This window comes from Enterococcus mundtii (genome assembly GCF_002947535.1).
Taxonomy (GTDB): domain Bacteria; phylum Bacillota; class Bacilli; order Lactobacillales; family Enterococcaceae; genus Enterococcus_B; species Enterococcus_B mundtii_B.
Window position 1 is genome coordinate 143,299 of the sequence record NZ_PUAP01000027.1, and the last position, 15,469, is coordinate 158,767.

The following is a 15,469-nucleotide window of genomic DNA, read 5'->3' on the forward strand; positions in this document are numbered from 1 at the left end:
AAGATATGGGATTAAATGTGATTGCTTTAGGTGGGAATGCTATTTTAGAAACTGATCCAACCGATAAAGGACAAAAAGCCGTAGTTGAACAGGCGGCTGAAGCTATTGCAGTTTTTGTTGAACAAGGAGAACAAGTCATTCTTTGTCATGGCAATGGTCCGCAGGTTGGCAATTTATTATTGCAGCAACAAGCAGGAATAAGCGAAAAAAATCCTCCAATGAGCTTAGATACATGTGTGGCAATGACGCAAGGAAGTATTGGCTATTGGTTACAACAAGCGTTAACCAATGCGTTTATGCAACATGGGATCAATCAACCGGTCGTCTCCATCGTGACGCAAGTGCTAGTTGATCCGAATGATCCATCGTTTCAGAAGCCAACGAAACCGATTGGACCATTTTATACAGAAGAGGAGGCAAAAAAATCGGTACAAAATAATGGGGGAACATACGTGGAAGATGCAGGACGTGGCTACCGTAAAGTCGTTGCATCTCCTCAACCAAAAGAAATTGTGGAAAAAGAAGCACTCCAAGCATTAGTGGCAGCTAATGTTGTCACGATTTGTGCAGGTGGTGGTGGTATCCCAGTAATCGAATCATCTGGGCTTTATCAAGGCGTGGAAGCGGTCAATGATAAAGATTTCTCAGCAGCCGTATTGGCAGACGCTGTGGGTGCCGATCGTTTGATCGTTTTAACTGGTGTCGAGCATATCTATATCAACTATGGAAAACCAGAAGAACAAGCCTTAGGGACAATGACTCCCGAAGAAGCAAAAGAATACGTGGCTGCCGGCCATTTTGCAGCTGGAAGTATGTTGCCAAAAGTAGAGGCAGCGGTCCGTTTTGTGGCAAGTGATCCAAAGCGTCAAGCAGTCATTACTTCCATTGGAAAATTGAATCATTTGACTGAAGGTGCGGGAACAGTGATTCAACAAACGAGGTAATGAGTGATGAAAAAAAATGCCATGATCATTCAAATTAGCTTTGCATTAGCTTTAGGTATTCTGGTTGGGATGTTCTGGCCAATGAGTGCGCCTGTGTTAAAACCGATTGGCGAAGTATTTTTACGACTGATGCAGATGGCGATTCCATTATTGATCCTTGGTCAGATCATTCAAGCTTTAGGCAGTATTGATTTGAAGGAATTAGCAAGTATTGGGACACGCACCTTGCTCATCTTTGGGATTTCCTCCTTATTGGCAGCTTTATGGGGTGTGTTATTGGCTGTTTTGTTTACGCCTGGATCTGGCATGGAACATATAGAGCGTTTAAGTCCTACGATCGAGGCGCAAGAACTGTCGATCCAAGAAACATTTCTCCAGTTTGTGCCTAAAAATATTTTTGAATCCCTTGCGCAAGGTTCGATTATCCAAATCATTGTTTTCGCGATTTTTTTCGGCTTAGCCTTGAATCACTATGGACAAAAACAGCCGCAATCGAAGTTGTTTCAACTAATCGTTGATTTTAACGAAGTGATTATCGAAGTCATCAAATATGTGATGCACCTTGCCCCTATTGGGATATTTGCCTTGGTGAGTAGCAGTATCAGCCGATTAGGCGCACAAGTCATTCTGCCAATGGTGAAATATCTGCTGGTGTATAGCTTAGCTACAGTATTGTTCTTACTGGGATGGTTAGTTGTTGTCAGTATATACGGCCGATTACATCCGTTAAAATTGATCATGAATATGAAGAATATGTCGATCATGGCACTTGCTACGACTTCTTCAGCCATCACTTTACCAATCGAATTAGAAGAAGCACAACATAAATTGGGGTTGAGTAAGCGAATCAGTCACTTAGTCTTACCATTAGGGATGTCATTGAACAGTAATGGCTCAGCAATGCACATGGCACTGACGGTGATCACGATCGCTCAGATGTACCAAGTAGAGTTTCAATGGACGACCATGGTCTATCTTGCGATTTTAGCCACTTTTATTTCTTTAGCCAATGCGGTAGTTCCTGGTGCGGGGCTAGTTTCTTTAGCCATCATCGTGCCGCAAATGGGGTTACCTATTGAAAGTATTGCCATTTTTGGTGGTGTCGAATGGTTAGTAGGGATGTTGCGCACGATTTTGAATGTCAATTCTGATGTGTATTCGGCGATCCTAGTGGCAAAATCAGTCGATGAAATCGATTATGAGATTTTTAACCGTGGCTAAATGAATAAAAAGAAAGGGGTTGCAATTTTAAAAAATACTTGTTATAGTAAATGTAAATAAAACAGGCATGTGACTGGTAAAGCAGGCAGGACCTAAAGAAAGACACACAAAGAATCCTTTGTTGTTATTTCTTATGGTCTTGCCTGCTTTTTTCTTTTTTGTCTGCGCAGCGAAAAAGGAAAACGAAAGAAGGAGTGGAAAAAATGGATTATCAAACTTTAGCAAAGCATATTTTACAATTCGTTGGCGGAAAAGAAAATATCATTCATTTGGAACATTGTTCAACTAGGCTTCGTTTTACGTTGAAAGATGTCAAACAAACAAATCGTGAAGAGTTAGAACGCTTAGATGGGGTCATCGGTGTTCGTAGCAATGCTCAATTCCAAGTAATCATTGGGAATGAAGTAGTGGAAGTTTATGACGAATTAGCCAAACTGATCGGAGAAATCTCTGCAGATCAGAACATAAACAAAGAAAAGAAACCTGTTGGAACAATTTTACTTGATTTTATCATTTCAGTTTTTCAACCGTTGATTCCCGCGATTGCAGGTGGCGGTGTCTTAAAATCACTTTTACTGCTCTTATCTTTATTGGGTGTCATGGATGCAAACTCATCTACTTACCTGCTATTGAATTTGATCGGAGGAGCGCCTCTTTACTTCTTACCGATTTTAGTTGCGATGACGACGGCAAGAAAGCTAAAAGTCAATGAGATCGTAGCTGTTTCAGCAGTGAGTGCCTTGCTTTTACCAGAAATGGCAACCCTTCTAGCAGACGGAACATCCTTTCTAGGGTTCTCAATTGAAAATATTGCGTATGCTTCTCAAGTCTTCCCAGCAATCTTAACGGTGTTGTTCTACAGTATCGTTGAAAAATATGTCACGAAAATTTCTCCGAAGCCGATTCGTATTTTCTTTGTTCCGATGGTTGCTTTATTAGTGACTGTCCCAGTTGCACTGCTGATTTTAGGCCCTTTAGGCTATAACGTTGGTGGCGCATTCTCATATTTGATCGTCGAGTTATATCAACGATTAGGCTGGTTAGCAACAGGCTTACTTGCTGCAGTTTTACCATTGATGGTCGTTACTGGTATGCACAAAGCGATGATTCCTTATGCTGTTTCTTCAATGGGAGAGTTAGGAAAAGAGATGCTCTATTTACCGGCTTCTTTGGCACATAATATCGCTGAATCTGGTGCATGTTTTGCCGTCAGTCTAAAAACAAAAAATATGAAATTGCGACAAACAGCGATTTCTGCAGGAATCTCAGCTTTATTTGGTATCACTGAACCCGCATTATATGGGGTCACGATCTTACACAAACGGGTATTGAGTATCGTGATGGTTTCTAGTTTCATCGGCGGGATCTTTGCCGGCATCATGGCTTTAGAAGCCTTCGCATTAGTTGGACCAGGGATTGCGAGTATCACTATGTTTGCCAGTGTAGAGCAACCGATGAACCTTGTCTGGGCATTCGTCTGTACAGCTCTTTCTTTTGTCGTTTCGTTTGTAGGTGGCTTGGTATTTTTTAAAGATCAAGAAGAAGCAGCGACACAAGAAGAGAATGAGAGTCGTAAGGTAGGTACTTGGGGGATCGTGAGTCCAGTCAAAGGCCAAGTGATTCCTCTTGAAACAGTCCCAGATGATGTCTTTTCTAGTGGGATGGTTGGCGAAGGTGTCGGGGTCATTCCAGAAGAAGGTATTGTTTTTTCTCCTGAAGAAGCACAAGTGACCATGCTATTTGAGACAGGTCATGCCATCGGCTTACGAACGGTGAGCGGAGTAGAATTACTGATTCATGTAGGAATCGATACAGTCAAGTTACAAGGTGAAGGCTTCCAGGCTTTTGTGCAAGAAGGTCAGATGGTGCAACCAGGCGAACGTTTGCTTGCGTTTGATATTGAAAAAATCAAACAAGCAGGATTTGATCCAGTCGTTGTGGTGGTCGTGACCAATCAGAAGGAGTATCACATCGATCGTCAAGTAAAAAATCAATCAGTGACACCCGAAACTGAGTTATTGATGATTTCTGCTTTAACAAAATGAAGAAAGTGAGGAATAGAAAAATGGATACGACACAAACAGGTTTTCCCGAAGGATTTCTATGGGGAGGTGCAATTGCAGCAAATCAAGTAGAAGGGGCATGGGATATTGGTGGAAAAGGCCTATCTGTGGCAGATGTTGCAACTTATAAACCTAATGTAGACAACAAAGATTACGCAGCCCATGTAGGGGTGACGATCGAAAAAGTAGAAGAAGCTATAGCTGACCCTACAGACAAATGGTTCCCTAAACGACGAGGGGTCGATTTTTATCATCGTTATAGAGAGGATCTAGCATTATTTGCGGAAATGGGCTTTACTACATTACGTCTGTCGATCGCCTGGTCTCGACTATTTCCAAATGGGGATGAAAAGACAGCTAATCCTGAAGGTGTCTCATTTTATAAAGAAGTTTTTAAGGAAATGAAGCGCCTAGCGATTGAACCGATCGTGACATTGTCTCATTATGAGATGCCACTAGCATTAGCGATGAAAGGCAACGGTTGGATTCAACGAAGTGTGGTGGATGACTTTGTTCGATTCGCAGATACTTGTTTTGATGAATTTGGTGAATATGTTCATTACTGGTTGACGTTCAATGAAGTGGATAGTATTTTTAGACACCCATTTACGACTGCAGGGATTTTGACTGATACGATCGAACCAGACAAAATCGAAGCGGCTATTTATCAAGCGTTACATCATCAATTTGTGGCAGGGGCTTTAGCAACGAAACATTGCCATGAAAAGATCCCTGGTAGCCAAGTTGGTTGCATGTTGACCAAATTGATGACCTATCCGTTGACGAGTCGACCAGAAGATGTGGAACGAACATTGAAAAAGAATATGAACAATCATTTTTATGCGGATGTTCAAGTAAAAGGTACGTATCCACCACTCGTGTTGAAAGACTTAGCCAACCGTCATATCACGATCGACATGTTACCTGGTGATAAAGAATTATTGAAAGAACATACGGCAGACTTCCTATCGTTTAGTTATTATATGTCTATGTGTGAATCCGCAGATCCGAAGGCAGAGCGGACACCGGGGAATACCGTTTTAGGTGTCAAAAATCCTTATTTAGAAGCGACAGATTGGGGCTGGCAAATCGATCCTTTAGGCTTGAAGATTTCTTTACTAGAGTTATATGACCGTTATCAAGTACCGTTGATGATCGTTGAAAATGGCATGGGAGCCTTTGATGAAGTGATTGACGATGAAATCCATGATCCCTATCGAATCGCCTATTTTACTGCACATTTCAAAGCGATGAAAGCAGCCATCGATGAAGGGGTTGATTTGATTGGTTATACCAGTTGGGGACCTATTGATTTAGTCAGTGCCGGAACCTCTCAAATGTCAAAACGTTACGGATTCATTTATGTAGATGCGGATGATGAAGGAAATGGAAGTTATGATCGCTTGCGTAAAGATTCATTTTACTGGTATAAAGAAGTTATTAGAACGAATGGTCGATCGATCGAGTGAAGGAACTGTTCGATGCGCTCAAGGAGTGACCTGGATCGAAGGAGGGTATCATGAGAAAAATACTAAAGGTGCTTAACTCCAGTGTGGTATTGATCGACAGCAATCATCAAAAAATGATTGCTTTAGGAAAAGGGATCGGTTTTGGCAAAAAGCCTGGGGAGATCATCTCGGATGATTCGATTGATGAAATCTATCTACCCTATGATGAAGGCAAAGCCATGCAATTATTGGATTTGATCAAAGAAGTTCCTTTGACCTATTTTGAATTAACGAAAGCAATGGTCTCTAGTATGGAAAAACGACTAGGGAAACGGTTGAACTCTAGTATTTATTTAACATTACCTGATCATTTACATTTTTCAGTTGAACGTATGACCCAAGGGATCATCATCACCAATCGTTTATACTGGGAGATCAAGAATTACTATCCGGAGGAATATCAAGCAGCGGAGGAAGCCTTGATGATCTTCAATGAAAAATCCGATGTGGAGTTACCCATTGAAGAAGCGGCAAATATCGCCTTTCACGTCATCAATTCATTGTCTCAAGAAAGTCAAGGAACCGATAGTATGAAGCAAGCAAAGCTGATTGGTGGGATCGTCAATTTAGTAAAATATTCGATTCGGATCGACATTGCTCCAGACTCGATCCATTATAGTCGCTTTATTACTCATGTTCGTTTTTTCGTTGAACGGTTGTTTGCGAATAAGATGTTGGATGGTCAAGATGATGGGCTATATCAACAAATGTGTATCTTGTATCCATTGGCGATGGAAAATGCAGACAAAGTAAGGCAGTATATCCAGAAAATGATCCAACAGGAAATCACGAATGAGGAAGTCACCTATCTAGGTGTGCATATCAATCGATTGATGCGGCACCCTGATTGAAGATAAAAATAGATAAGATGATGTAATGAAAAGCAGCAAGCCAAAGAAAATTTCTGGCAGCTGCTTTTTTGTGTCGAATAAGAGGAATAGGTACTTTTTTAGCGAAATGTATGTCCGCAAAATACAAGATATATTATTTTTAGAACACGATCGTGTGTTAGTTCACAAGTTTATGTGGTTAGTTATATAACGATCATGATTTTAAATTTAAGAAAAATAATCATGGTTATATTAAAAAAACGGGCTGTTTTTAGTGTATAATACTCCTTAGTGTCGTACGTCAACCCATCTGCTTTAGCTTGGAATCAATAGATAACGCTTACGTTTGTGAGCAATCAATCAGGCTATTTGAAATAAATCAAAGGAAATGGGAAAATGAGTCAAGTAAAATAGTTTTTCAAACGAATGATCAGTCATAACTAGCGGACATTGTGAATGATTGAATGATCGTGAGGGGAATTATTTGCTTATTCGTCGTATAACCAAATTAAAGGGGGAGAACAAAGAAATGAAGATAGCAATTGCTGGTGCAGGTGCAATGGGGAGTCGATTTGGACTCATGTTGCAAAAAGGTGGAAATGACGTGACATTGATCGATGGGTGGAAAGACCATGTAGAAGCGATCAAAGAAAATGGATTGAAAGCAAACTTTAATGGCGAGGACATCGTTGTCGATATCCCAGTCGTTCTTCAATCAGAAATCAATGATGCAGAAAAAGTTGATTTGATCGTCTTATTCACGAAAGCAATGCAACTTGAAAAAATGCTGGAAGATATTCGTCCAATGATCAAAGATGATACTAAAGTCCTTTGTTTATTGAACGGGATCGGCCATGAAGATATTATTGAAAAATTTGTACCAATGAAAAATATTTTTATTGGTAATACGATGTGGACAGCAGGCTTAGAAGGGCCTGGCCGTGTGAAATTATTCGGTAGTGGTTCAGTAGAACTACAAAACTTAGGAGACGGACAAGAAGAAGCTGCAAAAGAATTGGCGGAAACATTAGCTGAATCTGGATTGAATGCGAAGTATTCAAGTAATATCCATTACTCGATCTATCGTAAAGCTTGTGTCAATGGCACGATGAACGGCTTATGTACGATCTTAGACGTGAATATGGCAGGACTTGGTCGTACTTCTACTGCTCATGATATGGTTGTTGCTATCGTAAATGAATTTGGTCAAGTAGCAAAAGCCGAAAATATTGATTTAGATGTGGAAGAAGCAGTCGCACACTGTGAAACTTGCTTTGATCCTGAAACGATCGGTATGCATTTCCCATCAATGCATCAAGATTTGATCAAAAACAACCGTTTGACAGAAATCGACTATATCAACGGTGCGATTTCACGTAAAGGAAAGAAATACGGGATCGCTACGCCTTACTGTGACTTTTTGACAGCGCTCGTGCATGCAAAAGAACAGATTTTACAGGCGAAATAGGAGGAACAAGTAAATGGATACGACGAATAAATTAACGCCAAGAATTTTTTTGAACAAAGTATTAGCTGGAACGGCAACAGGGATCATCGTAGGACTGATTCCAAATGCTGTTTTAGGAGCTATTTTAAAGTATTTCAGTGAATATCCTGTTGCTGTGACGATTGCACAACTAGCTGTGATCTTCCAATTAGCGACACCATTGATCATTGGTGGTTTGATCGGGTTGCAATTTGGTTTTAATCCGATGCAAATGATGGTAGTAGCTGGTGCTTCATTTATCGGCTCTGGTGTTGTCCGCTTTATGCCAGATCTTGGTGAAGCAGGGGTATATGTAGGATCGGGTACAGGAGATATCATCAATACCATGATCACCGCAGCAATTGCTGTTGGTCTGATCCTATTGATCGGTAACGCTTTTGGCTCGGTCGCAATCGTATTGACACCAATCGTTGTCGGTGTGGGCGCAGGTCTTATTGGGTTTTATTTATTCCCTTATGTGACAGCGATCACCTCTGCAATCGGTGAAGGTATCAATAACTTTACGACATTGCAACCTCTTTTGATGTCTATTTTAATCGGTTGTTCATTTGCCTTTTTGATCATTTCACCGATTTCAACAGTGGCGATTGGTTTAGCGATCCAGTTAGACGGTGTCTCTGCTGGTGCTGCTGCTATGGGTGTCGCAGCAACAACCTTTGTGTTGATCGTCAATTCTTGGCGTGTCAACAAATCAGGTGTCACGATCGCGATTGCGTTAGGGGCAATGAAGATGATGATGCCGAACTTATTCCGTAAACCGATCATCTTGGTTCCATGTTTAGTAAGTGCAGTTATCACAGCGATACCTGTTGCACTTTTCTCCGTATCAGGAACACCTGCTTCTGCGGGCTTTGGGATCGTAGGTTTAGTTGGCCCTCTTGCTTCATTAGATGCTGGACTAAATATCGTGATGGTATTGATTTGTTGGTTCGTCGTACCAGTCGCTGCTGCTTTATTTACGCAATTGGTATTTGAGAAAGTCTTGAAACTTTACGACCGGGAAGAAGTCTTCAAATTCTTAGGTTGATCAAAAATTATAAAAAAACGCAAAACAGAGAAATTTCTGGATTGCGTTTTTTTTTTGAGAAGAAGCTGGTGTTATCTGCTATACTGACACTAAATGAAAACAATGGATCATTTGATCCGATAGAAGGAGAATACATGAGAAATATAAAATTAACGATCGAATATGATGGAAAAAGATATTCTGGTTGGCAACGACTTGGCAATGATGAAAAAACGATCCAAGGAAAGATCGAAGCGATCATTTCGCAAATGACCGGTGAAACGATTGAGATTATCGGTTCTGGTCGAACAGACGCTGGCACACATGCTAGAGGTCAAGTAGCCAACTTCAAAACAGCTAGTACGATGAGTCGAATGGAGATGCTAGATTTCCTCAATCGTTATTTGCCAAGAGATATTGTGGTAAAAAAAGTGGAAGAAGTACCTGAACGTTTTCATGCTCGATATAATGCAAAAGGAAAAAAATATAGTTACTACGTTTGGAATGCACCGATTCCAACAGTGTTTGAAAGAAACCATAGTTTTGATTATCCGAAGGCGCTTGATTTGGAGAAAATGGAAGAAGCTTGTCGAAAACTAGAAGGAAAACATGATTTTATTGGATTTTCAGCATTGAAAAAAACAAAAAAATCAACAGTACGTACAATTGAAGAATTATCGATCCAACAAGAAGGCAATATGCTTCATTTTACATTTGTAGGGGATGGTTTTTTGTATAAAATGGTACGGATCTTAATGGGAACGATTTTAGATATTGGTTCAGGTAAAGCAGATTTATCTTTGATCGATACGATTTTTGAAACAAAAGTCAGACAGCAAGCAGGCGAGACAGTTCCCGCACATGCGCTTTTTCTAGATGAAGTGTATTATTAAGAGATGTTGAATGATTCAAAGAAAATAGTGAAAAAGCACTCTCAGCTTTTTCCTGTTTCCTTGGATCGACAGTGAACACTTTGGGAGGGGGAGACCCGATGAAGAAAGAGGAAGAAATTACCACTCTCTACAATTTGATTTTAAACCCAAACACGCGAGACTGGGAGCGGCAACAGTTAATGATAGCGAAAGAAGAGTTAGCAACTTCTGTTTCTCTAAAAGAGGTACTTGAAAAATTGGAAGTTTCTTTGCGACCATTAGCTTTACGACAAAATCTAACCCCAGATGTTATGGATTTCTATTTGCATATGGTCGGTGATCCGTTAGGGGAAGCGCGGTATGATTTTTCTAAACACGAGATGACAGATCCGACTGTTCAAGAACGGGCGGTATTTGCTGGCGGTTGCTTTTGGTGTATGGTAGAGCCTTTTGAGCAAAAAGCTGGGATTGTTTCTGTGATGTCCGGGTACACAGGCGGGCAGTTTGATTCCCCTAATTATGACCAAGTCAGTGGCGGCTATACCGGTCATGTGGAAGCAGTGGAGATCATATTTGATAAGCGATTGATCAGTTATCAAGAGCTAGTCGAGATTTACTGGCAAGTAACGGACCCGACGGATGAATTTGGACAATTTCAAGACCGCGGGGAACAATATCGCCCAATCATTTTTGTTCAAAATGAAGAGCAACAAAAAACTGCTGAAGCGTCGAAACAAGCATTAAGCGAATCAGGTCGCTACAGAAAACCGATAGTTACAGCTATTTTGCCAGCGACAGCTTTTTGGCCGGCAGAAAATTACCATCAGCAATTTTATCAGAAGCAACCAAAGCGTTATAAAAAAATAAAACAGACCCGCCATCAATTAGCATTTTTGCAAAAAATGACGCACAATTGGAGAAAAAAAGCCAAGAAATAAATCAGTCATCATAATTATGATAGCGTTTTCTATCAAGGCTGATGTATCACCTGAGAGTAGACGAGGATACATGCGTACTTGAAATAGAGATGGATCAAAAAGCTGGGTTAGTAGTCATCTGCTATCCTTGAAAATGAAAAACGGCATTCCAGAAGTAACTCCTTATTTTTTCGGAGTGGAAGACTTCTGTGATAATCATAAAAAATAAGGAGTGAATGAAATGTATGTAGCTGATAAAACGCGTTACGAAAACATGGAGTATCGTAAGAGCGGTCGATCTGGCTTAAAGCTGCCCTTACTGTCTTTAGGGTTATGGCAAAATTTTGGGGAATATGATCCCATCAGTAATCAGCGGGAAATTTTAAGGGGCGCTTTTGATTTAGGCATCACCCATTTTGATCTAGCTAATAATTATGGTGGGCCTGCTGGAGCAGCTGAAACAAACTTTGGGCGACTTTTTAAAGAGGATTTCAAATCCTATCGAGATGAACTGATTATCTCTAGTAAAGCAGGCTATTATATGTGGGATGGTCCTTATGGCGATTGGGGGTCTCGTAAGTCGATCATTGCCAGTTGTGACCAGAGTTTGCAACGTATGGGTTTGGACTATGTGGATATTTTCTATCATCATCGTCCAGATCCTGAAACGCCTTTGGAAGAAACTGCAGAAGCACTGATGCAATTAGTTCGACAAGGAAAGGCGCTTTATATCGGTATCTCTAACTACAATGGGGCGGATACACAACGAATGGCGGAAATTTTACGCAAAAAAGATGCACCTTTCGTGATCCACCAAATGCGTTACAATCTGTTTTCAAGAGAATTGCTTGAGACGGACTTAGCACCTGTCCTTGATGAAAATGGACTAGGAGCGATCACGTTTAGTCCATTAGCACAGGGTTTGTTAACGAATCGTTACTTACATGGTATTCCTGAAGATTCACGTGCCCATCGAAAAGAAATCCCATTTCTCTCAGAAGAGCAGATTGCACCGACACTACGTAAAATCAAACAGTTACAGGAAGTGGCGGAAGCGAGAGGACAAACGTTGGCTCAGATGGCATTGGCGTGGAATGTACAACAACCAGCAGTGACAAGCGTCTTGGTAGGTGCTAGCCGTTTGAGTCAGTTGCAGGAAAGTGTCAAAATGAAAGACAATCTCGTCTTTGCACCAGAAGAACTAGCAACGATCGAAACGATTTTGGCAGAAAATTAACGTGTGAGAAAATCATGTTTAAATGGATACAACAAAAGCAAGAGTGACTGAGAAATTAGTCCTCTTGCATATTCTAAAACCGAATAAACGGCAGGGACAGAAGTAACTTCTTCGGGAATAAGGCGCCAGCCACGGGAATTTGAAGAACAAATTTCGTGGCTGGCGCCTTATTTCCGAGGCTAAACACTGCTGTCGCGATCTTCTATTGATTCTGCTGTCGTACCTTGTGTTTGAGAGGTGATGTAGGGACAGACGGCGCAGATTTTTCTGCTTCACTTCTTTTTTACTTGGTACAATAGCTTACCTTCTTGTTCTTCTAAACTGAAGGTTGGATTGTCTGGTTTTTTCTGTTCCCTTTCTACTTGCTCAACATTCGTTTCCGACGCAACAGAAGGAGCCTTAACATACAAAATTCGTCCATCCTCTCCGGTTTTCACTAAAGATTCGGGAAACGAGTGGCTATCGGTTCCTTTTTTGTTTTCTGACACTGTCGCTGATTCTAGCGTTAGCTCACTTATTTTTTTGGGGAATGGTTCATGTAGTTCTTCCTCGGTTTCCAAATCAATCTCTTCCTCTAGTGGTAGTTGATAAATTTCATCTAATAAACTTTTTGAGAAAAACCAACCATCATTCTTTTTTTTACCCATAGCTTTTCAACACTTCCTTTTATTTAAAAATAACTTTTCCTAAGATACGAGAATGACTCACAAGTCCAAATGTTCGGCTATCTTCAGAGATATCGGGATTATCTCCCAAAACAAAATAGGTGTTTTCTGGAAGGTAGGTCAAATGTTTCATTTGCGCGACTGCTTCTGGACTCAGTCGAAAAATCTCTGTAGGAGAATGTGGCTTGTTTCCTAAATGCAAAGTCAGTTCATTTTCAGCCACTTCGATGGAATCACCTGGAATTCCGATGATTCTTTTAACGATTTCATCCGTAGAGGATCGCTGTATAGCGATGATGCTATAACGTGTAAGTGACGAAAACTTGTCCACGATCACAATGTTGCCGTTGGCTAAAGTACCTTCCATCGATGTTCCAGTAACTTGATGAAAGTGATAGCGATGAAGCGAATAAGTAAAAGCGACACATAAAAGCAAACATATTAAGATATATGGTCCTTTCTTTTTCTTTTTTTGAAGTTGACCATTCGCCCAAATATACAAGAAAACAGCCCCCTTTTTTTACTTGATTGGTTCTTTTGGTTATTCCAAACGATTTTTTAGTTCTTGGACCTGCTCAACCAACTCGAGAATGGTCTGATGGTCATTTATTCGCGCATTTTCTAGTTCAAATAGCATGTAGACGCAAAAGGCCAATGCAATAGTTAGCAAACTGTTGATGATCAAAAGATAAAAAAATTGTTTTTTCAATAATTTCAGTTCATAAATACTGATTTTTTTATATAGAAGCGGTTGATCACTGGCTTTCTTTTTTAGCAAAATCAATCTCACTTGTTTGATCATTTGGATTCCTAAGAAAAATAAAATAGCCAACACAACAAGGGATAAGATACTGTTGACAAGCATAAGTCATGCCTCCTTTATAAGTGGTTCTTTTGAAGATGGTTTATCCAGTGGAGCAAAGCATTTATACAATATGGAACAACAGTATCGGAACCAATAAGAAAAAAACGATCGGGATCAAGGTCTGTAATGGTTCGGCGACGATCTTAGATGCCACGGACATTGACCAAGAATTAATGGGATGGACGGGAGAGTCCGCGAGAATCGTGCCATCTATGTCTGTACGTTTTTTTTCTAAGCCTAATTGTGCTAATTCAGTAGCAGATAATGTGCTTAAACTTTGTACACTACTTAAATTTCCTTGTACGACTCGACGAAAACGTGTGCCGATGTCACCTTCACAACGCACTAAAGTGATCATGGCTTGCGGTGCCTCCTTTTTGATTTCGAGTAACTCGATCTCTGTATCAACGACGACATCGTTGTAGCTCACTTCATAGACAAATAGATCTTTGAAATCCGTCGCATAGATCTTCGCATTGAGACGAAGTTGAGCGATTTGATGAAGCAAGACATTTTGTTCAAATACATTATGTGATAAGAGGACATAATTTCCTTTGCCGAGTTGTTGACTTTGCGTGTAAGTGGCTACGCCATTCATCAAGTTGTCATTATTCATACCGGCAAGTATCGGTAAGTCGATCGCTACTTCTGGGATCATTATTTTTCCGATGCCCCAGTCATTGATGCTTTGTTGGTAATTGATTTTAGCTTTGGAAAAATTACTGAGATTGACACTCGCAATGTCGATTTCAGAGTAGTTAGCTTCCGATATTTTTGGCAAGTTGAACGTTGAAAGTTCTGTATTTTGTCCTATATCAATGATCTCCATTTCTTGTTGTTTCTGAATTTGTGTATAGCCATAGATTCCGACACTTAGTAAAGCAACCATTGAAAGAACTAAAGTTATAAAGAGTCCTTTGGTCAAGAAATAAAGGCGAAGCAATTTTTTTCTGGATTTTTCTTTGACAAAGGGGTCTTCAGAGCGAAAGCGTTTGACTAGATAACGAAAACGAACAATAAGTAGGAGAGCGAGAGTGAAACAAACACTGAAAGAGCCTAATACAATGGTTTGGTAACTCCAAAAATTTCGTTTTTCAACTTGTCGATTAACGGCTTCGTTATAAGGGATCCGGACACCATTTACTAATAATCGATACGTATTGATTCCTGGTGGAGTACAAGTCAGTAAGGTGACCATATCCTTTCCAGGGATGATTTTTGCTTTATCGACTTCAGTCGGCAAGACTTCTTCAAAGGATTCGATTTGATAAGCGAGACGCTCGCCTAGAATCGTGAGAAAAAATAGATCGCCAATTTGAAGATGGATGATATCAGTAAATAAAACTTGGTTTTGGATACCGCTATGACCAGTGATGATCGACCGTGTATTTTCACCGCCTACTGGAATCGAACTCGCTTCGTAATGTCCTAAGCCACGATTAAGTGTCAAAAAATCAGTGCCGTGATAAAAAGGCATGGTTTCGATCGCCAAAGCAGGAATGTCTAGTGTACCCATTACCCCAGCGGTATTGATCAATGTTTGGTAATCAATTTCATCGAAGTCAACCAAGTCTCCTTGTTGTTCTTTATAAATCAATTCATTGTAACGTTTTGCTTGCTCGAATTTATGCCCTAATTCATCTTTCGTTAGCTGTTCTAATGCTTGATGATAATTGATGGAAGCGGTACTACGTTCACGATTTGCGAGATAGTTAGCAAAAATTGGGTAGATCAAAGTGAGTGTTCCTAAAATGATCAATAGAATAGCAAAGAACAAAAGAACAGATTTCTTTTCTTTTTCGATCAAGGTTGTTCACCTCATTTTCATTTCTTT

Annotated in this window: 14 protein-coding genes; 10 read left to right on the forward strand and 4 right to left on the reverse strand. The window is 40.3% G+C overall.

The window, feature by feature from the left end:
- Positions 1–5: 5 nt before the first annotated feature.
- The 10 genes from arcC to CUS89_RS09325 all read left to right on the forward strand — a co-directional run bounded on the left by arcC (position 6) and on the right by CUS89_RS09325 (position 12,105).
- Positions 6–944 (forward strand): carbamate kinase, encoded by a 939-nt coding sequence (arcC, locus tag CUS89_RS09280; protein ID WP_104871898.1) that lies wholly within the window; start codon positions 6–8, stop codon positions 942–944.
- Positions 945–950: 6 nt separating this feature from the next.
- Entirely contained in the window at positions 951–2,165 is a 1,215-nt protein-coding gene (locus tag CUS89_RS09285; RefSeq protein ID WP_104871899.1) for a dicarboxylate/amino acid:cation symporter, read from the forward strand.
- A gap of 203 nt (positions 2,166–2,368) precedes the next feature.
- Positions 2,369–4,210, forward strand: coding sequence for a beta-glucoside-specific PTS transporter subunit IIABC (locus CUS89_RS09290; RefSeq protein ID WP_104871900.1), 1,842 nt, complete (start codon positions 2,369–2,371; stop codon positions 4,208–4,210).
- A gap of 20 nt (positions 4,211–4,230) precedes the next feature.
- Entirely contained in the window at positions 4,231–5,697 is a 1,467-nt protein-coding gene (locus CUS89_RS09295; protein ID WP_104871901.1) for a glycoside hydrolase family 1 protein, read from the forward strand.
- A gap of 50 nt (positions 5,698–5,747) precedes the next feature.
- Positions 5,748–6,587 (forward strand): PRD domain-containing protein, encoded by an 840-nt coding sequence (locus CUS89_RS09300; protein ID WP_104871902.1) that lies wholly within the window; start codon positions 5,748–5,750, stop codon positions 6,585–6,587.
- Positions 6,588–7,095: 508 nt separating this feature from the next.
- Positions 7,096–8,034, forward strand: coding sequence for a 2-dehydropantoate 2-reductase (locus CUS89_RS09305; protein WP_071866186.1), 939 nt, complete (start codon positions 7,096–7,098; stop codon positions 8,032–8,034).
- Positions 8,035–8,047: 13 nt separating this feature from the next.
- Positions 8,048–9,100, forward strand: a complete 1,053-nt coding sequence (locus tag CUS89_RS09310) for a PTS sugar transporter subunit IIC (RefSeq protein WP_104871903.1) — start codon at positions 8,048–8,050, stop codon at positions 9,098–9,100.
- A 134-nt stretch (positions 9,101–9,234) separates the two neighbouring features.
- On the forward strand, positions 9,235–9,972 hold the full coding sequence (truA, locus tag CUS89_RS09315) for a tRNA pseudouridine(38-40) synthase TruA (RefSeq protein ID WP_104871966.1): 738 nt from the start codon (positions 9,235–9,237) through the stop codon (positions 9,970–9,972).
- Positions 9,973–10,070: 98 nt separating this feature from the next.
- Positions 10,071–10,889 carry a peptide-methionine (S)-S-oxide reductase MsrA gene (gene msrA, locus CUS89_RS09320; RefSeq protein WP_104871904.1) on the forward strand — a complete coding sequence of 273 codons (819 nt, stop codon included), beginning with the start codon at positions 10,071–10,073 and terminating at the stop codon, positions 10,887–10,889.
- Positions 10,890–11,109: 220 nt separating this feature from the next.
- Positions 11,110–12,105: an aldo/keto reductase gene (locus CUS89_RS09325; RefSeq protein ID WP_104871905.1), complete on the forward strand. Its 996-nt coding sequence runs from the start codon at positions 11,110–11,112 to the stop codon at positions 12,103–12,105.
- Between the two features lie 272 nt (positions 12,106–12,377).
- Here CUS89_RS09325 and CUS89_RS09330 read toward each other — a convergent pair whose 3' ends face one another.
- The 4 genes from CUS89_RS09330 to CUS89_RS09345 all read right to left on the reverse strand — a co-directional run bounded on the left by CUS89_RS09330 (position 12,378) and on the right by CUS89_RS09345 (position 15,442).
- Complete coding sequence (locus CUS89_RS09330) at positions 12,378–12,752, reverse strand: hypothetical protein (RefSeq protein WP_104871906.1); 375 nt, start codon at positions 12,750–12,752, stop codon at positions 12,378–12,380.
- A 19-nt stretch (positions 12,753–12,771) separates the two neighbouring features.
- Positions 12,772–13,272 carry a signal peptidase I gene (lepB, locus tag CUS89_RS09335; protein ID WP_104871907.1) on the reverse strand — a complete coding sequence of 167 codons (501 nt, stop codon included), beginning with the start codon at positions 13,270–13,272 and terminating at the stop codon, positions 12,772–12,774.
- A 39-nt stretch (positions 13,273–13,311) separates the two neighbouring features.
- Positions 13,312–13,635, reverse strand: a complete 324-nt coding sequence (locus tag CUS89_RS09340; RefSeq protein ID WP_104871908.1) for a hypothetical protein — start codon at positions 13,633–13,635, stop codon at positions 13,312–13,314.
- Between the two features lie 61 nt (positions 13,636–13,696).
- Positions 13,697–15,442, reverse strand: coding sequence for a sortase family protein (locus CUS89_RS09345; RefSeq protein ID WP_104871909.1), 1,746 nt, complete (start codon positions 15,440–15,442; stop codon positions 13,697–13,699).
- Positions 15,443–15,469: the final 27 nt, after the last annotated feature.

Coding starts and splice junctions, on each gene's coding strand:
- CUS89_RS09300 (WP_104871902.1), top strand. CDS start 5,748: ATGAGAAAAATACTAAAGGTGCTTAACTCCAGTGTGGTATTGATCGAC.
- CUS89_RS09285 (WP_104871899.1), top strand. CDS start 951: ATGAAAAAAAATGCCATGATCATTCAAATTAGCTTTGCATTAGCTTTA.
- CUS89_RS09340 (WP_104871908.1), bottom strand. CDS start 13,635: ATGCTTGTCAACAGTATCTTATCCCTTGTTGTGTTGGCTATTTTATTT.
- CUS89_RS09310 (WP_104871903.1), top strand. CDS start 8,048: ATGGATACGACGAATAAATTAACGCCAAGAATTTTTTTGAACAAAGTA.
- CUS89_RS09290 (WP_104871900.1), top strand. CDS start 2,369: ATGGATTATCAAACTTTAGCAAAGCATATTTTACAATTCGTTGGCGGA.
- msrA (WP_104871904.1), top strand. CDS start 10,071: ATGAAGAAAGAGGAAGAAATTACCACTCTCTACAATTTGATTTTAAAC.
- CUS89_RS09305 (WP_071866186.1), top strand. CDS start 7,096: ATGAAGATAGCAATTGCTGGTGCAGGTGCAATGGGGAGTCGATTTGGA.
- CUS89_RS09330 (WP_104871906.1), bottom strand. CDS start 12,752: ATGGGTAAAAAAAAGAATGATGGTTGGTTTTTCTCAAAAAGTTTATTA.
- truA (WP_104871966.1), top strand. CDS start 9,235: ATGAGAAATATAAAATTAACGATCGAATATGATGGAAAAAGATATTCT.
- CUS89_RS09295 (WP_104871901.1), top strand. CDS start 4,231: ATGGATACGACACAAACAGGTTTTCCCGAAGGATTTCTATGGGGAGGT.
- arcC (WP_104871898.1), top strand. CDS start 6: ATGGGATTAAATGTGATTGCTTTAGGTGGGAATGCTATTTTAGAAACT.
- CUS89_RS09325 (WP_104871905.1), top strand. CDS start 11,110: ATGTATGTAGCTGATAAAACGCGTTACGAAAACATGGAGTATCGTAAG.